At 43.7% G+C, this 16730-nt stretch carries 17 protein-coding genes and 1 riboswitch; of the genes, 14 read left to right on the forward strand and 3 right to left on the reverse strand.

The window, feature by feature from the left end:
* The first annotated feature begins 63 nt into the window (after positions 1 to 63).
* The 4 genes from D8852_RS00545 (at position 64) to D8852_RS00560 (ending at position 5762) form a co-directional block, all read left to right on the forward strand.
* Positions 64 to 2400 carry an endonuclease MutS2 gene (locus tag D8852_RS00545; protein WP_125424828.1) on the forward strand — a complete coding sequence of 779 codons (2337 nt, stop codon included), beginning with the start codon at positions 64 to 66 and terminating at the stop codon, positions 2398 to 2400.
* Between the two features lie 167 nt (positions 2401 to 2567).
* Positions 2568 to 2656: riboswitch (glycine riboswitch) on the forward strand.
* A 90-nt stretch (positions 2657 to 2746) separates the two neighbouring features.
* Complete coding sequence (locus tag D8852_RS00550; protein ID WP_125424827.1) at positions 2747 to 4069, forward strand: alanine/glycine:cation symporter family protein; 1323 nt, start codon at positions 2747 to 2749, stop codon at positions 4067 to 4069.
* Positions 4070 to 4200: 131 nt separating this feature from the next.
* Positions 4201 to 4749 carry a carboxymuconolactone decarboxylase family protein gene (locus tag D8852_RS00555; RefSeq protein WP_000206774.1) on the forward strand — a complete coding sequence of 183 codons (549 nt, stop codon included), beginning with the start codon at positions 4201 to 4203 and terminating at the stop codon, positions 4747 to 4749.
* Between the two features lie 110 nt (positions 4750 to 4859).
* Complete coding sequence (locus tag D8852_RS00560; RefSeq protein ID WP_125424826.1) at positions 4860 to 5762, forward strand: TDT family transporter; 903 nt, start codon at positions 4860 to 4862, stop codon at positions 5760 to 5762.
* Between the two features lie 19 nt (positions 5763 to 5781).
* Here the strand turns inward: D8852_RS00560 and serS are convergent, their stop codons facing one another.
* The 3 genes from serS to D8852_RS00575 all read right to left on the reverse strand — a co-directional run bounded on the left by serS (position 5782) and on the right by D8852_RS00575 (position 9008).
* Positions 5782 to 7056 carry a serine--tRNA ligase gene (gene serS, locus D8852_RS00565; RefSeq protein ID WP_125424825.1) on the reverse strand — a complete coding sequence of 425 codons (1275 nt, stop codon included), beginning with the start codon at positions 7054 to 7056 and terminating at the stop codon, positions 5782 to 5784.
* 213 nt (positions 7057 to 7269) lie between these two features.
* Positions 7270 to 7641, reverse strand: a complete 372-nt coding sequence (locus D8852_RS00570; RefSeq protein WP_000079370.1) for a DUF956 family protein — start codon at positions 7639 to 7641, stop codon at positions 7270 to 7272.
* 2 nt (positions 7642 to 7643) lie between these two features.
* Positions 7644 to 9008: an aspartate kinase gene (locus D8852_RS00575; protein ID WP_125424824.1), complete on the reverse strand. Its 1365-nt coding sequence runs from the start codon at positions 9006 to 9008 to the stop codon at positions 7644 to 7646.
* A 202-nt stretch (positions 9009 to 9210) separates the two neighbouring features.
* Here D8852_RS00575 and D8852_RS00580 point away from each other — a divergent pair, with 202 nt between their 5' ends.
* The 10 genes from D8852_RS00580 (at position 9211) to fabZ (ending at position 16728) form a co-directional block, all read left to right on the forward strand.
* Entirely contained in the window at positions 9211 to 9996 is a 786-nt protein-coding gene (locus tag D8852_RS00580) for an enoyl-CoA hydratase (protein ID WP_125424823.1), read from the forward strand.
* Positions 9997 to 10086: 90 nt separating this feature from the next.
* Positions 10087 to 10521, forward strand: a complete 435-nt coding sequence (locus D8852_RS00585; protein ID WP_000386342.1) for a MarR family winged helix-turn-helix transcriptional regulator — start codon at positions 10087 to 10089, stop codon at positions 10519 to 10521.
* Complete coding sequence (locus D8852_RS00590; RefSeq protein ID WP_125424822.1) at positions 10521 to 11495, forward strand: beta-ketoacyl-ACP synthase III; 975 nt, start codon at positions 10521 to 10523, stop codon at positions 11493 to 11495. Before D8852_RS00585 ends, D8852_RS00590 begins: the two co-directional genes overlap by 1 nt.
* 56 nt (positions 11496 to 11551) lie before the next feature.
* Positions 11552 to 11776: an acyl carrier protein gene (locus D8852_RS00595; RefSeq protein WP_000257839.1), complete on the forward strand. Its 225-nt coding sequence runs from the start codon at positions 11552 to 11554 to the stop codon at positions 11774 to 11776.
* 119 nt (positions 11777 to 11895) lie between these two features.
* Positions 11896 to 12870 (forward strand): enoyl-[acyl-carrier-protein] reductase FabK, encoded by a 975-nt coding sequence (gene fabK, locus D8852_RS00600; RefSeq protein ID WP_125424821.1) that lies wholly within the window; start codon positions 11896 to 11898, stop codon positions 12868 to 12870.
* Positions 12863 to 13783: an ACP S-malonyltransferase gene (gene fabD / locus D8852_RS00605; protein ID WP_125424820.1), complete on the forward strand. Its 921-nt coding sequence runs from the start codon at positions 12863 to 12865 to the stop codon at positions 13781 to 13783. Before fabK ends, fabD begins: the two co-directional genes overlap by 8 nt.
* Before the next feature lie 45 nt (positions 13784 to 13828).
* Positions 13829 to 14560, forward strand: coding sequence for a 3-oxoacyl-[acyl-carrier-protein] reductase (gene fabG, locus D8852_RS00610; protein WP_125424819.1), 732 nt, complete (start codon positions 13829 to 13831; stop codon positions 14558 to 14560).
* Between the two features lie 27 nt (positions 14561 to 14587).
* Positions 14588 to 15820, forward strand: a complete 1233-nt coding sequence (gene fabF / locus D8852_RS00615; RefSeq protein ID WP_125424818.1) for a beta-ketoacyl-ACP synthase II — start codon at positions 14588 to 14590, stop codon at positions 15818 to 15820.
* Positions 15821 to 16309 carry an acetyl-CoA carboxylase biotin carboxyl carrier protein gene (gene accB, locus D8852_RS00620; protein ID WP_125424817.1) on the forward strand — a complete coding sequence of 163 codons (489 nt, stop codon included), beginning with the start codon at positions 15821 to 15823 and terminating at the stop codon, positions 16307 to 16309.
* Complete coding sequence (gene fabZ / locus D8852_RS00625) at positions 16306 to 16728, forward strand: 3-hydroxyacyl-ACP dehydratase FabZ (protein ID WP_125424816.1); 423 nt, start codon at positions 16306 to 16308, stop codon at positions 16726 to 16728. The genes accB and fabZ overlap by 4 nt, the downstream gene beginning before the upstream one ends.
* Positions 16729 to 16730 lie beyond the last annotated feature (2 nt).

Below are 16730 nucleotides of genomic sequence, written 5' to 3' on the forward strand. Positions count from 1 at the left end.
GGAGGACTAGGTCAAAAACCTCTAGTTGCTACGATTTTGTAAACAAATACACAAGGAAAAAATATGAATACAAAAATACTAGAAACCTTAGAATTCAATAAAATCAAAGCCTTGTTTGAACCTCATCTCCTGACAGAACAAGGACTAGAGGAGTTAAAAGGCTTGGCTCCAACTGCAAAGGTGGAAAAGATCAAACAAGCCTTTACAGAGATGGAGGAAATGCAGGCGCTTTTTGTGGAGCAACCTCACTTTACCATCCTAGCGACACGTGAGATTTCAGCGATTTGTAAGCGTCTGGAGATGGGGGCGGACCTCAGTATTGAGGAGTTCCTACTCCTTAAACGAGTCTTACTTGCTAGCAGAGAGTTGCAAGGTTTTTATGCCAATCTTGAAAATGTACGCTTGGAGCAGTTGGCGAGATGGTTTGAAAAACTGCATGATTTTCCACACTTGCAAGGGAGTCTTCAATCCCTAAATGATGCAGGATTTATCGAAAATTTCGCCAGTGAAGAGCTAGCACGCATCCGTCGGAAAATCCATGATAGTGAGAGTCAAGTTCGAGATGTCTTGCAAGACTTGCTCAAGCAAAAAGCACAGATGTTGACCGAAGGCATAATCGCTAGCAGAAATGGTCGTCAGGTTTTACCTGTCAAGAACACCTATCGTAACAAGATTGCAGGTGTTGTCCATGACATCTCTGCTAGTGGTAATACGGTCTATATCGAGCCACGTGAGGTCGTCAAGCTGAGCGAAGAAATCGCTAGTCTACGAGCTGACGAACGCTATGAGATGATTCGTATTCTGCAGGAGCTATCAGAACGCGTCCGCCCTCATGCTGCTGAGATTGCTAATGACGCTTGGATTATCGGCCATTTAGACTTGATTCGTGCCAAGGTGCGTTTCATCCAAGAAAGACAAGCAGTTGTTCCTCAACTTTCAGAGAATCAAGAAATTCAACTCCTTCATGTTCGCCATCCTTTGGTCAAAAATGCTGTTGCAAACGATGTACACTTTGGCAAGGAATTAACGGCCATTGTCATTACAGGTCCCAATACAGGTGGGAAGACCATCATGCTCAAAACCCTTGGCTTGACTCAACTCATGGCCCAGTCAGGCTTGCCCATTTTAGCTGATAAAGGAAGCCGTGTCGGTATTTTCGAGGAAATCTTCGCGGATATTGGGGATGAGCAGTCTATCGAACAAAGCTTGTCTACCTTCTCCAGCCACATGACCAATATCGTAGATATTCTTGGCAAGGTCAATCAGCACTCGCTCTTATTGCTAGATGAGCTTGGGGCAGGTACCGATCCGCAGGAAGGGGCAGCCCTCGCTATGGCTATTTTGGAGGATCTTCGTCTCCGTCAGGTCAAGACCATGGCGACGACCCACTATCCAGAGCTCAAGGCCTACGGTATTGAGACAGCCTTTGTGCAAAATGCCAGTATGGAGTTTGATACAGCCAGCCTGCGTCCGACCTATCGCTTTATGCAGGGAGTTCCTGGTCGAAGCAATGCCTTTGAAATTGCCAAACGCCTAGGACTGTCAGATGTCATCGTAGGAGATGCCAGCCAGCAGGTCAATCAAGATAATGACGTCAACCGTATCATTGAACAATTGGAAGAGCAAACGCTTGAAAGCCGTAAACGCTTGGACAATATTCGTGAGGTGGAGCAAGAAAACCTCAAGATGAACCGAGCACTCAAAAAACTCTATAACGAGCTCAATCGTGAAAAGGAAACTGAGCTCAACAAGGCGCGTGAACAGGCTGCTGAGATTGTGGAACTCGCTCTAAGTGAGAGTGACCAGATTCTCAAGAACCTCCACAGTAAGTCTCAACTTAAACCCCACGAAATCATTGAAGCCAAGGCTGAGCTGAAAAAACTGGCTCCTGAAAAAGTGGACTTGTCTAAAAACAAGGTCCTTCAAAAGGCCAAGAAAAAACGGACTCCAAAGGTGGGGGATGATATTGTGGTCCTCAGTTATGGACAACGTGGAACCTTGACCAATCAGCTTAAGGACGGTCGCTGGGAAGCCCAAGTTGGTTTGATCAAGATGACCTTGGAAGAGAAAGAATTTGACCTTGTTCAGAACCAACAAGAAGCCCCAGTCAAGAAAAAACAAGTCAATGTTATCAAACGAGCTTCTGGTCGTGGTCCGCAAGCCAGACTGGATCTTCGTGGCAAACGGTACGAAGAGGCCATGAATGAGCTGGACGCCTTTATCGACCAAGCCCTGCTCAATAACATGGCGCAAGTCGACATCATCCATGGTATCGGAACAGGAGTCATCCGTGAGGGCGTCACCAAATATCTGCAAAGAAACAAGCATGTCAAGAGTTTCGGCTATGCTCCACAAAATGCTGGAGGCAGTGGCGCCACCATTGTGACTTTTAAAGGATAGAGAGAAGAAGGAGTCAATCTTTCTGAAAAAAGAAATGAAAACTAAAAATTTTCATAGAAAACATTGACAAAGGCTAACTTTTCTTGTAGAATAATAAAAAATAAAACACCAACACCGAATGAAGTTTAATAGAAATGGAGAAAGGTTTGTTTTCCATGACTGTAAATGGACGGAACTCTGGAGAGACCGTAAAGGCACCGAAGGGGCAAGGCAGGCAACTGCTCAAACTCTCAGGTAAAAGGACAGAGCTAAGATAGACCGCTTTTTAGCATTTATCTAAGCATTCCAGAGTACATGTATCTTGCATGTGCTCTTTCTTTTGGGGTTGAAAAGATAGGAGAAGGAAATGTTAGAATTGCTAAAAGCGCTTGATGCTTTCGTTTGGGGGCCTCCCCTCTTGATCTTATTGGTCGGAACGGGTATCTATTTGACCATCCGACTAGGCCTTTTGCAGGTAGCTCGTCTCCCTAAGGCCTTTCAGTTGATCTTTACCAAGGACAAGGGGCATGGCGATGTGTCGAGCTTTGCTGCTCTCTGTACAGCTCTAGCCGCCACCGTTGGTACGGGAAATATCATCGGGGTCGCGACGGCCATTAAGGTTGGGGGACCAGGGGCGCTCTTTTGGATGTGGATGGCAGCCTTTTTTGGGATGGCGACCAAGTATGCCGAAGGCTTGCTGGCTATCAAATACCGTAGCAAGGATGCAAACGGCGCTGTAGCTGGAGGGCCCATGCACTACATCCTTTTGGGGATGGGAGAAAAGTGGCGCCCCCTTGCTATCTTCTTTGCCCTAGCGGGTGTATTGGTGGCCCTTCTAGGGATTGGTACCTTTACCCAAGTCAATTCGATTACAGAATCTATCCAAAATACAGCTCAAATTGATCCAGATATCACAGCTCTCGTTTTGTCTGTTTTTGTAGCGATTGCAGTCTTTGGTGGACTCAAATCTATTTCTAAGGTTTCGACAGCAGTTGTTCCATTTATGGCTATTGTCTATATTTTGGGAACTCTTACAGTTATTCTCTTTAATATTGAGAAAATCCCAGCCACACTTGCCCTCATCTTTACTTCAGCCTTTAGTCCAGCTGCTGCGGTAGGTGGTTTTGCAGGTGCTAGCATTCGGATGGCTATCCAAAATGGTGTGGCGCGAGGAGTCTTCTCTAACGAATCTGGTCTTGGTTCAGCTCCCATTGCAGCGGCTGCAGCTAAGACTAATGAGCCTGTAGAGCAAGGCTTGATTTCCATGACAGGAACCTTTATTGATACTTTGATTATCTGTACTCTGACAGGTCTAACAATCTTAGTAACTGGTGTTTGGAGCGGAGATTTAAATGGTGTTGCCTTGACCCAGTCAGCCTTTTCAACAGTTTTTTCACACTTTGGGCCTGCCCTTTTGACCATCTTCCTTGTTCTCTTTGCCTTTACGACAATTTTAGGTTGGAACTATTATGGAGAGCGCTGTTTCGAGTTTCTCTTCGGTGTTCGTTTTATCTGGCTTTACCGTGTAGTCTTTGTAGTCATGGTCTTGTTGGGAGGATTTATCGAGTTGGATATGGTTTGGATTATCGCAGACATCGTCAATGCCCTGATGGCTTTACCAAACTTGATTGCCCTCTTAGTCTTGTCGCCAGTCGTCATTGCTGAGACTAAAAAGTATTTTAAACACTAACCCAATCACACTTTTAGTGTGATTTTTTTCATTTCATAGACATTTTCTATCAAGGCGATTGAAAATATATATTATCCAAGTGGAAAATTCTATGATAGACTAAATGACAATAAAATGAAAAGAGGTTTCTTATGACAACATTTACCATCCACACAGTAGAATCAGCACCAGCAGAAGTGAAAGAAGTTCTTGAAACAGTACAAAAAGACAACAATGGCTATATTCCCAATCTCATCGGTCTCTTGGCCAATGCCCCTACCGCCCTTGAAGCCTACCGAACTGTCGGAGCTATCAACCGTCGCAATAGCTTAACACCGGTGGAACGCGAAGTAGTGCAAATCACAGCTGCTGTAACCAATGGTTGTGCTTTTTGCGTGGCTGGTCATACTGCCTTTTCAATCAAACAAATCCAGATGAATGATGATCTTCTTCAAGCCCTCCGCAACCGTACTCCAATCGAGACAGATCCTAAGCTAGATACTCTAGCCAAGTTTACCTTGGCAGTCATCAATACCAAAGGGCGTGTGGGAGATGAAGCCTTGGCTGAATTCTTAGAAGCCGGCTATACGCAACAAAATGCCTTGGACGTGGTTCTAGGTGTTAGTCTTGCTAGCCTTTGCAATTATGCCAACAACCTAGCCAATACGCCTATTAACCCAGAATTGCAACCCTATGCATAGTCCGAATCCTAAAGAAAAAATGAAGGCTGATCTATCCAGTCTTCATTTTTCTGTGCTATTCTAAGGATTTTTGTGCTATACTGATAATAATATGATTAACGGAGGTTGCCATGAAAAAACTCCCCTTGGTATTTTCTGGTTGCTTGTTAGGTTTGGCAGGTGCAGGAAACTTGATTGCGGATACTTGGCCTGTTCTTTCGCACCTATTTAGTTTGACTGGATTGGTCTTATGGATTTTCTTTCTGATTCTTCATCTTTTTAATTGGGAAGAAACCAAGAAAGAATTGACCAAGCCCCCTCTTTTATCTGGTATAGCTACCTTTCCTATGGCGGGGATGATTTTATCGACCTATGTCTTGCGACTAGTTCCGTCTATGCCTATCCTATCCCAGCCTTTGTGGTGGTTTTCTTTTATTTTGGATTTTGCTTTGATCGCTTATTTTTCTCGTCACTTTCTTGGAGTGGAGGAAAGAGCTAGTGCAACACCAAGCTGGACAGTACTTTATGTGGGCATAGCAGTGGCAGCCTTGACCTATCCAGTCGTTGGCCTGATTCAGATTGCCTACCTAACGGTGACTTTCGGCTTTCTCGCTACTTGTTTTCTCTATCCGTTGATTTACAGTGATCTAAAGAAACAGCCATTGACTCCAGCCCTACTAGGGCAAGAAGGAATCTACTGCGCTCCTTTTTCTTTGCTCTTAGCAGCTCTGGTGCGTATCGGTGGAGTTACTCTTCCGACCTGGGCCTTGTTACTGCTGATGCTTGTCTCTCAGTCTTTTTTCATCTTCGTTTTGACTCGCTTGCCCAATATTTTAAAACAAGGTTTTCAACCAGCATTCTCAGCCTTAACCTTCCCAACCATCATCACAGCTACATCGCTTAAAATGGCTCAGGGAATTTTGAAACTTCCTTTTCTGGACTATCTGGTGTTTGCTGAAACTGTTATATGCCTCACTATTTTACTCTTTGTCTTGAGTGGTTATCTAATTTGGTTACGAAAAAGGTCTAGCTAGAAATAGCTAGGCCTTATTTTTATAGTTTGATAACTTCAGCGCCACCCATATATGGACGAAGAGCTTCTGGAATGGTTACAGAACCATCTGCATTTTGGTAGTTTTCAAGAATTGCAGCCACTGTACGTCCAACTGCAAGTCCAGAACCATTCAAGGTGTGAAGGAGTTTCACCTTGCCATCGGCTTCGTCACGGTAACGGATTTGAGCACGACGAGCTTGGAAATCTTCTGTATTTGAACAGCTTGAGATTTCACGGTAGGTATTTTGTGCTGGAATCCAAACTTCCAAATCGTAAGTCTTGGCAGCTGAGAAGCCCATATCTCCAGTAGAGAGCGCGACCACACGGTATGGAAGGTTGAGTTTTTGAAGGATGTTTTCAGCGTTGGCTGTCATTTTTTCCAATTCTTCATATGATTCTTCTGGTTTGGCAAATTTGACCATTTCAACCTTGTGGAATTGGTGCAGACGAATCAAGCCACGCGTATCACGACCTGCTGAACCAGCCTCAGAACGGAATGATGGACTCATAGCGGTAAAGTAGATTGGTAGGTCTTTACCGTCAAGGATTTCATCACGGTAGTAGTTTGTAAGAGGCACTTCGGCTGTAGGAATGAGGACATAATTAGTGTCTTTCAATTCAAAAGTATCTTCCTTGAATTTTGGATATTGACCAGTACCAAACATAGAGTCATGGTTAACCATGTAAGGCGTGATGACTTCAGTATAGCCCTCTTTACCATGCTCGTCCAACATAAAGTTGTAGATAGCACGTTCCAAACGAGCCCCAAGTCCTTTATAGAAAAGGAAACGAGCGCCCGTTACTTTACCACCGCGTTCCCAGTCAAGGATACCAAGGTCTTCCCCAAGATCCCAGTGAGCTTTTGGCTCAAAGTCAAACTCGCGTGGAGTACCCCAACGACGGACTTCAACGTTGTCATCCTCATCAGCTCCAACAGGAACGCTGTCAGCTGGGATGTTTGGAAGAGTAGTGGTAAATTCTGTCAATTTAGCATCGATTTCTGCCAATTCAGCATCGAGAGATTTTACTTCAGCAGAGAGAGCTTGCATAGCAGCAATCTTGTCATCAGCATTTTCCTTATTGCGCTTGGCTTGAGCAATCTCTGCAGAAACTGTGTTACGTTCTGCCTTGAGGTTTTCGACCTTGACCAAGATGTCACGACGTTTAGCGTCGATTTCTTTCATTTCGTTAAGGATAGCAGCATCTACACCACGTGTAGCTAGTTTTTCAGCGACAGCATCAAAGTCTGTACGAATACGTTTGATATCTAACATAAGAACTCCTTTATGAAAAAAGCACACCTAACAAAGCGTTGGAGTGGCAGAGCCACGGTTCCATCCAACTTCACAGGTGTGCACTTGATTGTGTATGTAATTGTGAATAACGGTAGAATTTCACTTATCTCCTCTATCTGCTCGCAGCACCCGCAGACTTTCTGAAAGAAGAGGATAACCTACTTATCCGTTGCTATGATTATACTAAAGTTTCTACTTTTTTGCAAATAGATTTTTAAATTTTTGTCCAATGGTCTGGAGTAGAGTCGGAAGTTTCACGACCTTGTCGTTTCCTAATTTTTCCCGAGCGATTTTGAGGATAGCCCCAGAGTCTTTTGAGGCAAAGAGGAATTTACCTTGATCGGTGAAGACTTCAAAGTGACGGCTGATTTTGCGTCCACTTACGTTAGCTCCGATTTGCTGAATGCTGGACCAGGGAATCTGGATATATTGTTCGACATTGACATCGGGATAAAACTCCAAGGCTTGGTCCCCGACTAGAAATTTTCCAACTTTTCCAGAGATAGAGAGGTAAGATGTTCCAGTGGTTTGGAGGTCAATGACTTTATTGAGAGATTGGGCCATGATTAGTCTTCCTTATTTTCATCGAAAAAGGCATGGTAGAGAGCCTTGATAGCAGCCTTTTCTTGGTCTTTATTGACAACAAACATGATGGAAACTTCACTTGAACCTTGGGACATCATCTGGATGTTGATTTTATTCTCAGACAAAGCACGTGTTGCAGTAGCAGTTACCCCGATATGACTCTTCATCTTTTCTCCGACAATCATAATGATGGAAAGGTCGTGTTCGATTTCAGCATGGTCCACTTCTGCTTTTTGAACCAACTGACGAAGGATTTCTTCTTCCTTGATAGGAGTTAGTTCGCGAGAACGGAGAATGATTGAAAGATCATCGATACCTGTTGGCATGTGTTCCCATCCGATGTTAAGATCTTCAAGGATTTGCAGAACCTTGCGACCAAAACCAACTTCACGGTTCATGAGGTATTTCGACATGTTGATGCTGACAAAGCCAGAATCACCAGCGATTCCAACGACTGGGAATTTATCACTGCTATGCTTTAGAACGATACGAGTACCCGGATGGTCAGGGTTATTGGTATTTTTGATAACGAGAGGAATTTTTCCACGGTAGGCAGGGAGCAGAGCTTCATCGTGAAGAACTGAGAAACCTGCATAAGCCAATTCCCGCATTTCACGGTAGGTCAACTCAGGGATTGAGTGTGGTTGGTGAATGATACCCGGATGGGCAGCAAAGATACCATCGACATCTGTAAAGTTTTCGTAGAGGTCGGCTTTGACACCGGCAGCGATGATGGAACCAGTTATGTCGGATCCACCACGGGAGAAGGTACAGATTTGATTTTCCTTAGTGACCCCAAAGAAACCAGGGATGACAAGGACTTCGGTGCTATCAGCCAAGCCTTCAATCTTGTCATAGCTAGATGGGATGATGCGTGCGTTTCCTGGTTCACTTGTGACAACAATCCCAGCTTCTCTTGGGTGAACATAGCGTGCATCGACGCCGTTTTGGTTAAAGTAGGCTGCGATAAGTTTGGCATTGTTGTTTTCTCCAGCCGCTAGGAAGGTATCATAGAGAAAGTCATTGTCATCTATAGGAAGAGTCGCTAAGGCACGGATGCTTTTAGAAATTTTTTCTAGAACTGATGGTTTTAAGCCTAGTTCGCTCACCATAGCCGCATAGCGATCGATGATCCAGTTTTGGCTAGTACTGATGTCATTTCCCGCTACATAGTCACGATAGTATTTGATCAAAGCGTCGGTAACCTTGGTATCATCAGCATTGCGTTTGCCGGGTGCAGAAACGACTACAAAACGGCGTTCGTTATCACTTTTAACGATGTTTAAAACTTTTTCTAACTGACTAGCAGAGGCAAGAGAGCTTCCGCCAAATTTTACAACCTTCATAGGGACTCCTCAAGTAAGTATTTTATACGATTATAGCAGAAAGAGGGGCTTTTTTCAATGAAGAAAATAGTATCGTCTTTAGGATAAAGTGAGCGTTTTGGTCAGCCGAGACACTTTCGATTGGTTTTCTCTTGCCTCTTTATCTAAAAAAAGGTATACTTTGACAATGAAATAATTTTATCACCTTATAAAAGGAGAAGCTATGAATCATATCTTGTATCAGATCGTAGATGATCTTGCTATCATCACTTTGAATCGTCCCGAAGTGGCAAATGGTTTCCATATCCCAATGTGTGAGGAGATTTTGGAAGCTTTAACTCTAGCAGAGCAGGATCAAGCTGTTCAGTTTATATTGATTAACGCTAATGGGAAGGTCTTTTCAGTTGGGGGAGATCTGGTTGAGATGAAACGTGCAGTGGATGAAGATGATATCCCATCTTTGAATAAGATTGCAGAATTAGTCAATACAATCTCCTATAAAATTAAGCAGATCCCTAAACCTGTTTTGATGGAGGTAGATGGAGCAGTTGCTGGTGCTGCAGCCAATATGGCAGTGGCAGTCGATTTTTGTTTGGCGACTGATAAGGCAAAATTCATCCAAGCCTTTGTTGGAGTGGGATTGGCGCCAGATGCTGGTGGAATCCATCTCTTGAGTCGTAGTATCGGGGTAACACGGGCTGCGCAACTTGCCATGACAGGAGAAGCTTTGACTGCGGAAAAAGCACTGGAGTGGGGCGTGGTTTACCGTGTTTGTGAAGCTGACAAATTAGAAAAAACTAGAGAACAAGTTCTGAAGAAATTAAGACGAGGCTCAGCAAACTCATACGCAGCCATTAAAAAGTTGGTTTGGGAAAGCCAATTTAAGGATTGGCAGAATTATGCTGAATTGGAATTAAAGTTGCAAGAATCTTTGTCTTTGACTGAAGATTTTAAAGAAGGAGTTCGAGCTCATTCTGAAAGAAGACGACCAAAATTTTCAGGAAAATAAAAAAATACTTGCACAATTCTTTGAAGTTTGATATACTTTTCGTGTCAAATGTTTTGAATGCAAAAGTTTTTTTGAGAAGGAGGGAATACTTTGGACTACCAACAAGTGAATGAGTATTTAACATCTATTTTTAATAATGTCCTTGTGATTGAGGAGGTTAGCTTACGAGGTAGTCGTTTCAAAGACATCTCCATCAAAGAAATGCACACGATTGATGTGATTGGCAAGTTCCCGGAGGCAACGCCAAGTAAGGTTTCAAAAGAACTGATGGTAACTCTTGGAACTGTTACGACCAGCTTGAATAACCTCGAAAGAAAAGGTTATGTTGAGCGCATTCGTTCTGATCAGGATCGTCGTGTGGTCTACTTGCATTTGACAAAGAAAGGTCGTTTGGTTCACCGCCTTCATAAACGTTTCCACAAGGCTATGGTCGAGAAAATTATCGATGGCATGAGTTCTGAAGAGATAGAAGTGATGGGCAGGGGCTTGACTAACCTTTATCAATTTTTGGAGGATTTGAAATAATGGCTTTTGCAAAAATAAGCCAGGTTGCTCATTATGTTCCAGAGCAAGTGGTCACTAATCAGGACTTGGCTCAAATCATGGATACAAGCGATGAGTGGATTTCAAGTCGGACAGGAATTAAACAGAGACATATCTCAAAAACAGAGTCTACAAGTGACTTGGCGACAGAAGTTGCTAAGAGTTTGCTGGTTAAAGGGAGCTTAACAGCGGATCAGATTGATTTTATCATTGTAGCGACGATTACTCCTGATTCGATGATGCCTTCTACGGCAGCTCGGGTTCAGGCAAATATCGGAGCGCATAGAGCTTTCGCCTTTGATCTGACGGCAGCTTGCAGTGGCTTTGTATTTGCTCTCTCAACTGCTGAGAAGTTTCTGACAGCTGGACAGTTCAAAAAAGGGATTGTTATCGGGGCTGAGACCTTATCCAAGGCAGTTGATTGGTCAGATCGTTCGACAGCCGTTCTCTTTGGGGATGGTGCTGGAGGGGTTCTCTTGGAAACGAGCGAAACACGGCACTTCCTTGTGGAAAGTCTCTATACGGATGGCTCTCGGAGCGAGTGTTTGACCTATGGCCAAACGGCTTTGGCTTCTCCTTTCTCAGATCAAGAGGCAGTTCCTGCTTTTTTGAAAATGGATGGACGAGCAGTTTTTGATTTTGCAAATCGAGATGTTGCTAGATCGATCAAAGAAACCATTGAAAATGGTCCAATCGCAGCATCGGAATTGGATTATCTCTTGCTTCATCAGGCAAATATCCGCATTTTGGATAAGATGGCTAAGAAAATCGGTGTAGACCGAGACAAGCTTCCTGCCAATATGATGGAGTATGGAAATACCAGTGCAGCAAGTATCCCGATTTTGCTCTCAGAGTGTGTGGAGAATGGTAAGATTCGTTTAGACGGTAGCCAGACGATTCTTTTATCAGGCTTCGGTGGAGGCTTGACCTGGGGCACGCTTATTCTTACAATCTAGGTAATCATGTGGTGAACACATTGTTATAAATTTTTATATTTTAAAGGAGTCCTATCATGGCAGTATTTGAAAAAGTACAAGAAATTATCGTTGAAGAACTTGGAAAAGATGCATCAGAAGTAACACTTGAATCTACTTTTGATGATTTGGATGCAGATTCTTTGGACTTGTTCCAAGTAATCTCTGAGATCGAAGATGCTTTTGACATCCAAATCGAAGCAGAAGACAACTTGAAAACAGTTGGTGACTTGGTTGCCTACGTTGAAGAGAAAACAAAATAAGAACGAATAAGATATAGAAGGAGTTGGGGGAACCCACTCCCTCTTGTTTAGGTAATAGTTTGAGACTCAAATAATATACTAATCGAACTATTACGTAAGCAAGGACTGATGGAGGCACTATGAAAACACGTATTACAGAATTATTGAACATTGATTATCCTATCTTCCAAGGAGGAATGGCCTGGGTTGCTGATGGCGACTTGGCCGGAGCTGTTTCTAAAGCTGGCGGTTTAGGGATTATAGGTGGTGGAAATGCACCTAAAGAGGTCGTCAAGGCAAACATCGATAAAATCAAATCGCTGACTGATAAACCTTTTGGTGTCAACATCATGCTCCTGTCTCCATTTGTAGAAGACATTGTCGATCTTGTGATCGAAGAAGGAGTCAAGGTAGTAACAACAGGAGCTGGAAACCCAAGTAAATATATGTCTCGTTTCCATGAGGCAGGTATTACAGTCATCCCTGTTGTTCCAAGTGTTGCTTTGGCAAAACGGATGGAAAAAATCGGTGCGGATGCAGTCATTGCAGAAGGAATGGAAGCTGGTGGACACATCGGTAAGTTGACAACCATGACCTTAGCTCGTCAAGTTGCTACAGCTGTTTCGATTCCAGTTGTTGTTGCTGGAGGAATTGCTGATGGTGAAGGTGCGGCGGCAGCCTTTATGTTAGGTGCGGATGCTATTCAAGTTGGTACACGTTTTGTAGTAGCTAAGGAATCAAACGCTCATCCAAACTACAAGGAAAAAATCCTAAAAGCACGCGATATTGATACAACCATTTCAGCTCAGCATTTTGGTCATGCTGTTCGTGCCATTAAAAACCAGTTGACACGTGACTTTGAACAGGCTGAAAAGGATGCCTTTAAACAAGAAAAACCAGATTTAGAAATCTTTGAGCAAATGGGAGCTGGTGCTCTTGCTAAAGCCGTTGTTCATGGAGATGTAGAAGGCGGTTCGGTCATGGCGGGTCAGATTGCTGGTTTGGTCTCTAAAGAAGAAACCGTTGAAGAAATCCTAAAAGATCTGTACTATGGCGCTGCCAAGAAAATTCAGGAAGAAGCCTCTCGTTGGGCAGGAGTTGTAAGAAATGACTAAAACAGCCTTTCTATTTGCTGGTCAAGGTGCTCAATATCTAGGGATGGGGCGAGACCTCTATGACCACTATCCTATCGTCAAGGAAACCATTGACCAAGCCAGTCAAGTACTGGGCTATGACCTGCGTGACTTGATCGATAAGGATGAAACCAAGTTAAACCAGACCCGCTATACGCAACCTGCTATTTTAGCGACTTCGGTTGCCATCTACCGTCTATTGAAAGAAAAGGGCTATCTGCCAGATATGGTTGCAGGCTTATCCCTTGGTGAATATTCTGCTTTAGTAGCTAGCGGAGCCTTGGACTTTGAAGAGGCAGTTGCCTTGGTTGCTAAGCGTGGAGCTTATATGGAAGAGGCGGCACCAGCTGGTTCAGGCAAGATGGTAGCTGTCCTTAACACTCCAGTAGAAGTGATTGAGGAAGCTTGCAAAACTGCTTCTGAAGTCGGTATAGTGACTCCAGCTAACTACAATACTCCAAGCCAAATCGTCATTGGCGGAGAGGTGGCTGCAGTTGACCGAGCGGTCCAACTCTTGCAAGAAGCAGGAGCTAAACGATTGATCCCCCTAAATGTGTCGGGTCCTTTCCACACAGCCCTTCTAGAGCCAGCTAGCCAACAGCTAGCTGGGGCTCTTGAGGGGATTAGTTTCTCAGACTTTATTTGCCCTCTAGTAGGTAATACTGAAGCTGCAATCATGGAAAAAGACCGAATCCAAGAGCTCTTGACGCGTCAGGTCAAAGAACCTGTTCGTTTCTATGAGAGTATCGAAGTGATGCAGAATGCTGGTGTGACCAACTTTATTGAAATCGGTCCGGGGAAAGTCCTGTCAGGTTTTGTCAAAAAGATTGATAAAACAGCTCAGCTAGCTAACGTTGAAGACCAAGCAAGCTTGGATGCTTTGTTAGGAAACTAATGACCCCTTCTCCCACAAAATACAACAGGAAACAGGAGAGATAGAATGCAACTTACAAACAAAAATGTCTTTGTAACAGGTTCAAGTCGTGGTATCGGACTTGCCATTGCTCACAAATTTGCCCAACTAGGTGCTAATGTAGTCTTGAATAGCCGCGGAGCAATCTCAGAAGAATTGCTGGCTGAGTTTTCAAACTACGGTGTCAAAGTAGTACCGATCTCAGGTGATGTTTCAGACTTTGCAGATGCCAAACGTATGGTAGATCAAGCGATTGCAGAACTCGGTTCTGTCGATGTCTTGGTCAACAATGCTGGGATCAATCAGGATACGCTTATGCTCAAGATGACCGAGGAAGACTTTGAAAAAGTGATTAAGATCAACTTGACAGGTGCCTTTAACATGACGCAAGCAGTCTTGAAACAGATGATTAAGGCACGTGAAGGAGCAATTATCAACATGTCCAGTGTGGTCGGTTTGATGGGAAATATCGGACAAGCCAACTATGCAGCTTCTAAAGCGGGTTTGATTGGGTTTACCAAGTCAGTAGCACGTGAAGTTGCCAATCGCAATGTGCGCGTAAATGCTCTTGCGCCAGGGATGATTGAGTCAGATATGACTGCTGTTTTATCTGATAAGGTCAAGGAAGCGACATTGGCACAAATCCCAATGAAACAGTTTGGTCAAGCAGATCATATCGCAGATGCTACAGTGTTCCTGGCCGGACAAGATTATTTGACTGGACAAGTTCTCGCTGTTGATGGCGGACTTAGCATGTAAAAATAAGGAAAGATATAGGTAAGACAGATGAAATTAAATCGAGTTGTAGTAACAGGTTACGGATTGACCTCTCCTATCGGAAATACTCCAGAAGAATTTTGGAACAGTTTGCAAACTGGAAAAATTGGAATTGGAGAAATCACTAAATTTGACCACAGCGAATTTGCTGTGCACAATGCGGCAGAAGTTCAAGATTTCCCATTTGATAAATACTTTGTCAAAAAAGATACCAACCGTTTTGATAATTATTCTTTGTATGCCTTGTATGCGGCTCAAGAAGCGGTGACAAATGCAAATCTTGATGTAGAAGCAATTGATAAAGATCGTTTTGGTGTTATCGTGGCTTCTGGTATTGGGGGAATTAAAGAAATCGAAGATCAGGTTATCCGTCTTCATGAAAAAGGTCCAAAACGTGTTAAACCAATGACACTTCCAAAAGCCTTGCCAAATATGGCTTCAGGAAATGTTGCGATGCGTTTCGGAGCAAACGGTATCTGTAAATCAATCAATACAGCCTGTGCCTCATCAAACGATGCCATTGGGGATGCCTTCCGTTCTATCAAGTTTGGTTTCCAAGATGTCATGTTAGTTGGTGGATCAGAATCATCTATCACTCCATTTGCCATTGCCGGTTTCCAAGCTTTGACAGCTCTTTCTACGACAGAAGATCCTACCCGTGCTTCTATCCCATTTGACAAAGATCGTAATGGTTTTGTGATGGGAGAAGGTTCAGGGATGTTGGTTCTTGAAAGCCTTGAACATGCTGAAAAACGTGGTGCAACTATCTTGGCTGAAGTAGTTGGCTATGGTAATACCTGTGATGCTTACCATATGACTTCTCCACATCCAGAAGGTCAAGGCGCGATTAAGGCGATTAAACTAGCTTTGGAAGAAGCAGAAATTTCTCCAGAGCAAGTGGCTTACGTCAATGCCCACGGAACTTCAACTCCTGCTAATGAAAAAGGAGAAAGTGGGGCAATCGTAGCTGTTCTTGGTAAAGAAGTACCTGTATCTTCAACCAAGTCCTTTACAGGACACTTGCTTGGTGCTGCAGGGGCGGTAGAAGCCATCGCTACAATCGAAGCCATGCGTCATAACTATGTACCAATGACAGCTGGAACAAGTGAGTTATCAGACTATATCGAAGCGAATGTCGTTTATGGACAAGGCTTGGAGCAAGAAATCCCTTATGCTATTTCAAACACTTTTGGTTTTGGCGGACACAACGCGGTTCTTGCTTTCAAACGTTGGGAGGGCTAGATGAATATCAATGAAATTAAAGACTTGATGGCTCAGTTTGACCAATCAAGCCTGCGTGAATTTTCTTATAAAAATGGAGCGGACGAATTGCAGTTCAGTAAGAATGAAGCAAGAATGGCTTCTGAAGCACCAGCTCCAGTTCCTTCAGCGCCAGCTGCAGTGGTTGCTAGTCCAATAGTTTCAGCCCCTTCGACTCCAGTAGAGAGTACTGTGGAAGAAGCTCCAGCACCAGCTGAAACGACGGTTGCTCCGGAGGGTGATGTTGTTGAAAGCCCACTTGTAGGGGTGGCTTACTTGGCCGCTGGACCAGATAAACCTGCCTTTGTCACAGTCGGAGACAGTGTCAAAAAAGGTCAAACTTTGGTGATCATCGAAGCCATGAAAGTCATGAATGAGATTCCTGCGCCTAAGGATGGTGTGGTAACAGAAATTCTCGTTTCAAATGAAGAAATGGTTGAGTTCGGTAAAGGATTGGTACGTATCAAATGATCGATATTCAAGGAATTAAAGAAGCTCTACCCCATCGCTACCCTATGCTCCTAGTGGACCGTGTCTTGGAAGTGAGCGAAGATACCATTGTTGCCATTAAAAATGTCACGATCAACGAACCTTTCTTCAATGGTCATTTTCCACAATACCCAGTCATGCCAGGTGTTCTTATCATGGAAGCTTTGGCTCAGACTGCTGGTGTCTTGGAATTGTCCAAAACTGAAAATAAAGGGAAACTGGTCTTCTATGCTGGCATGGACAAGGTTAAGTTCAAGAAGCAAGTTGTACCAGGTGATCAATTAGTCATGACGGCTACTTTTGTTAAACGTCGTGGTACGATCGCCGTGGTTGAAGCAAAGGCTGAAGTAGATGGTAAGCTTGCAGCGAGTGGTACTCTTACCTTTGCAATTGGAAACTAAGG

Source organism: Streptococcus mitis, from assembly GCF_003942695.1.
Taxonomy (GTDB): Bacteria; Bacillota; Bacilli; order Lactobacillales; family Streptococcaceae; genus Streptococcus; species Streptococcus mitis_BD.

Bases quoted from the DNA above. Each gene is read 5' to 3' on its own strand.
- D8852_RS00545 (WP_125424828.1), top strand. From the start codon at position 64: ATGAATACAAAAATACTAGAAACCTTAGAATTCAATAAAATCAAAGCC.
- D8852_RS00550 (WP_125424827.1), top strand. From the start codon at position 2,747: ATGTTAGAATTGCTAAAAGCGCTTGATGCTTTCGTTTGGGGGCCTCCC.
- D8852_RS00555 (WP_000206774.1), top strand. From the start codon at position 4,201: ATGACAACATTTACCATCCACACAGTAGAATCAGCACCAGCAGAAGTG.
- D8852_RS00560 (WP_125424826.1), top strand. From the start codon at position 4,860: ATGAAAAAACTCCCCTTGGTATTTTCTGGTTGCTTGTTAGGTTTGGCA.
- serS (WP_125424825.1), bottom strand. From the start codon at position 7,056: ATGTTAGATATCAAACGTATTCGTACAGACTTTGATGCTGTCGCTGAA.
- D8852_RS00570 (WP_000079370.1), bottom strand. From the start codon at position 7,641: ATGGCCCAATCTCTCAATAAAGTCATTGACCTCCAAACCACTGGAACA.
- D8852_RS00575 (WP_125424824.1), bottom strand. From the start codon at position 9,008: ATGAAGGTTGTAAAATTTGGCGGAAGCTCTCTTGCCTCTGCTAGTCAG.
- D8852_RS00580 (WP_125424823.1), top strand. From the start codon at position 9,211: ATGAATCATATCTTGTATCAGATCGTAGATGATCTTGCTATCATCACT.
- D8852_RS00590 (WP_125424822.1), top strand. From the start codon at position 10,521: ATGGCTTTTGCAAAAATAAGCCAGGTTGCTCATTATGTTCCAGAGCAA.
- D8852_RS00595 (WP_000257839.1), top strand. From the start codon at position 11,552: ATGGCAGTATTTGAAAAAGTACAAGAAATTATCGTTGAAGAACTTGGA.
- fabK (WP_125424821.1), top strand. From the start codon at position 11,896: ATGAAAACACGTATTACAGAATTATTGAACATTGATTATCCTATCTTC.
- fabD (WP_125424820.1), top strand. From the start codon at position 12,863: ATGACTAAAACAGCCTTTCTATTTGCTGGTCAAGGTGCTCAATATCTA.
- fabG (WP_125424819.1), top strand. From the start codon at position 13,829: ATGCAACTTACAAACAAAAATGTCTTTGTAACAGGTTCAAGTCGTGGT.
- fabF (WP_125424818.1), top strand. From the start codon at position 14,588: ATGAAATTAAATCGAGTTGTAGTAACAGGTTACGGATTGACCTCTCCT.
- accB (WP_125424817.1), top strand. From the start codon at position 15,821: ATGAATATCAATGAAATTAAAGACTTGATGGCTCAGTTTGACCAATCA.
- fabZ (WP_125424816.1), top strand. From the start codon at position 16,306: ATGATCGATATTCAAGGAATTAAAGAAGCTCTACCCCATCGCTACCCT.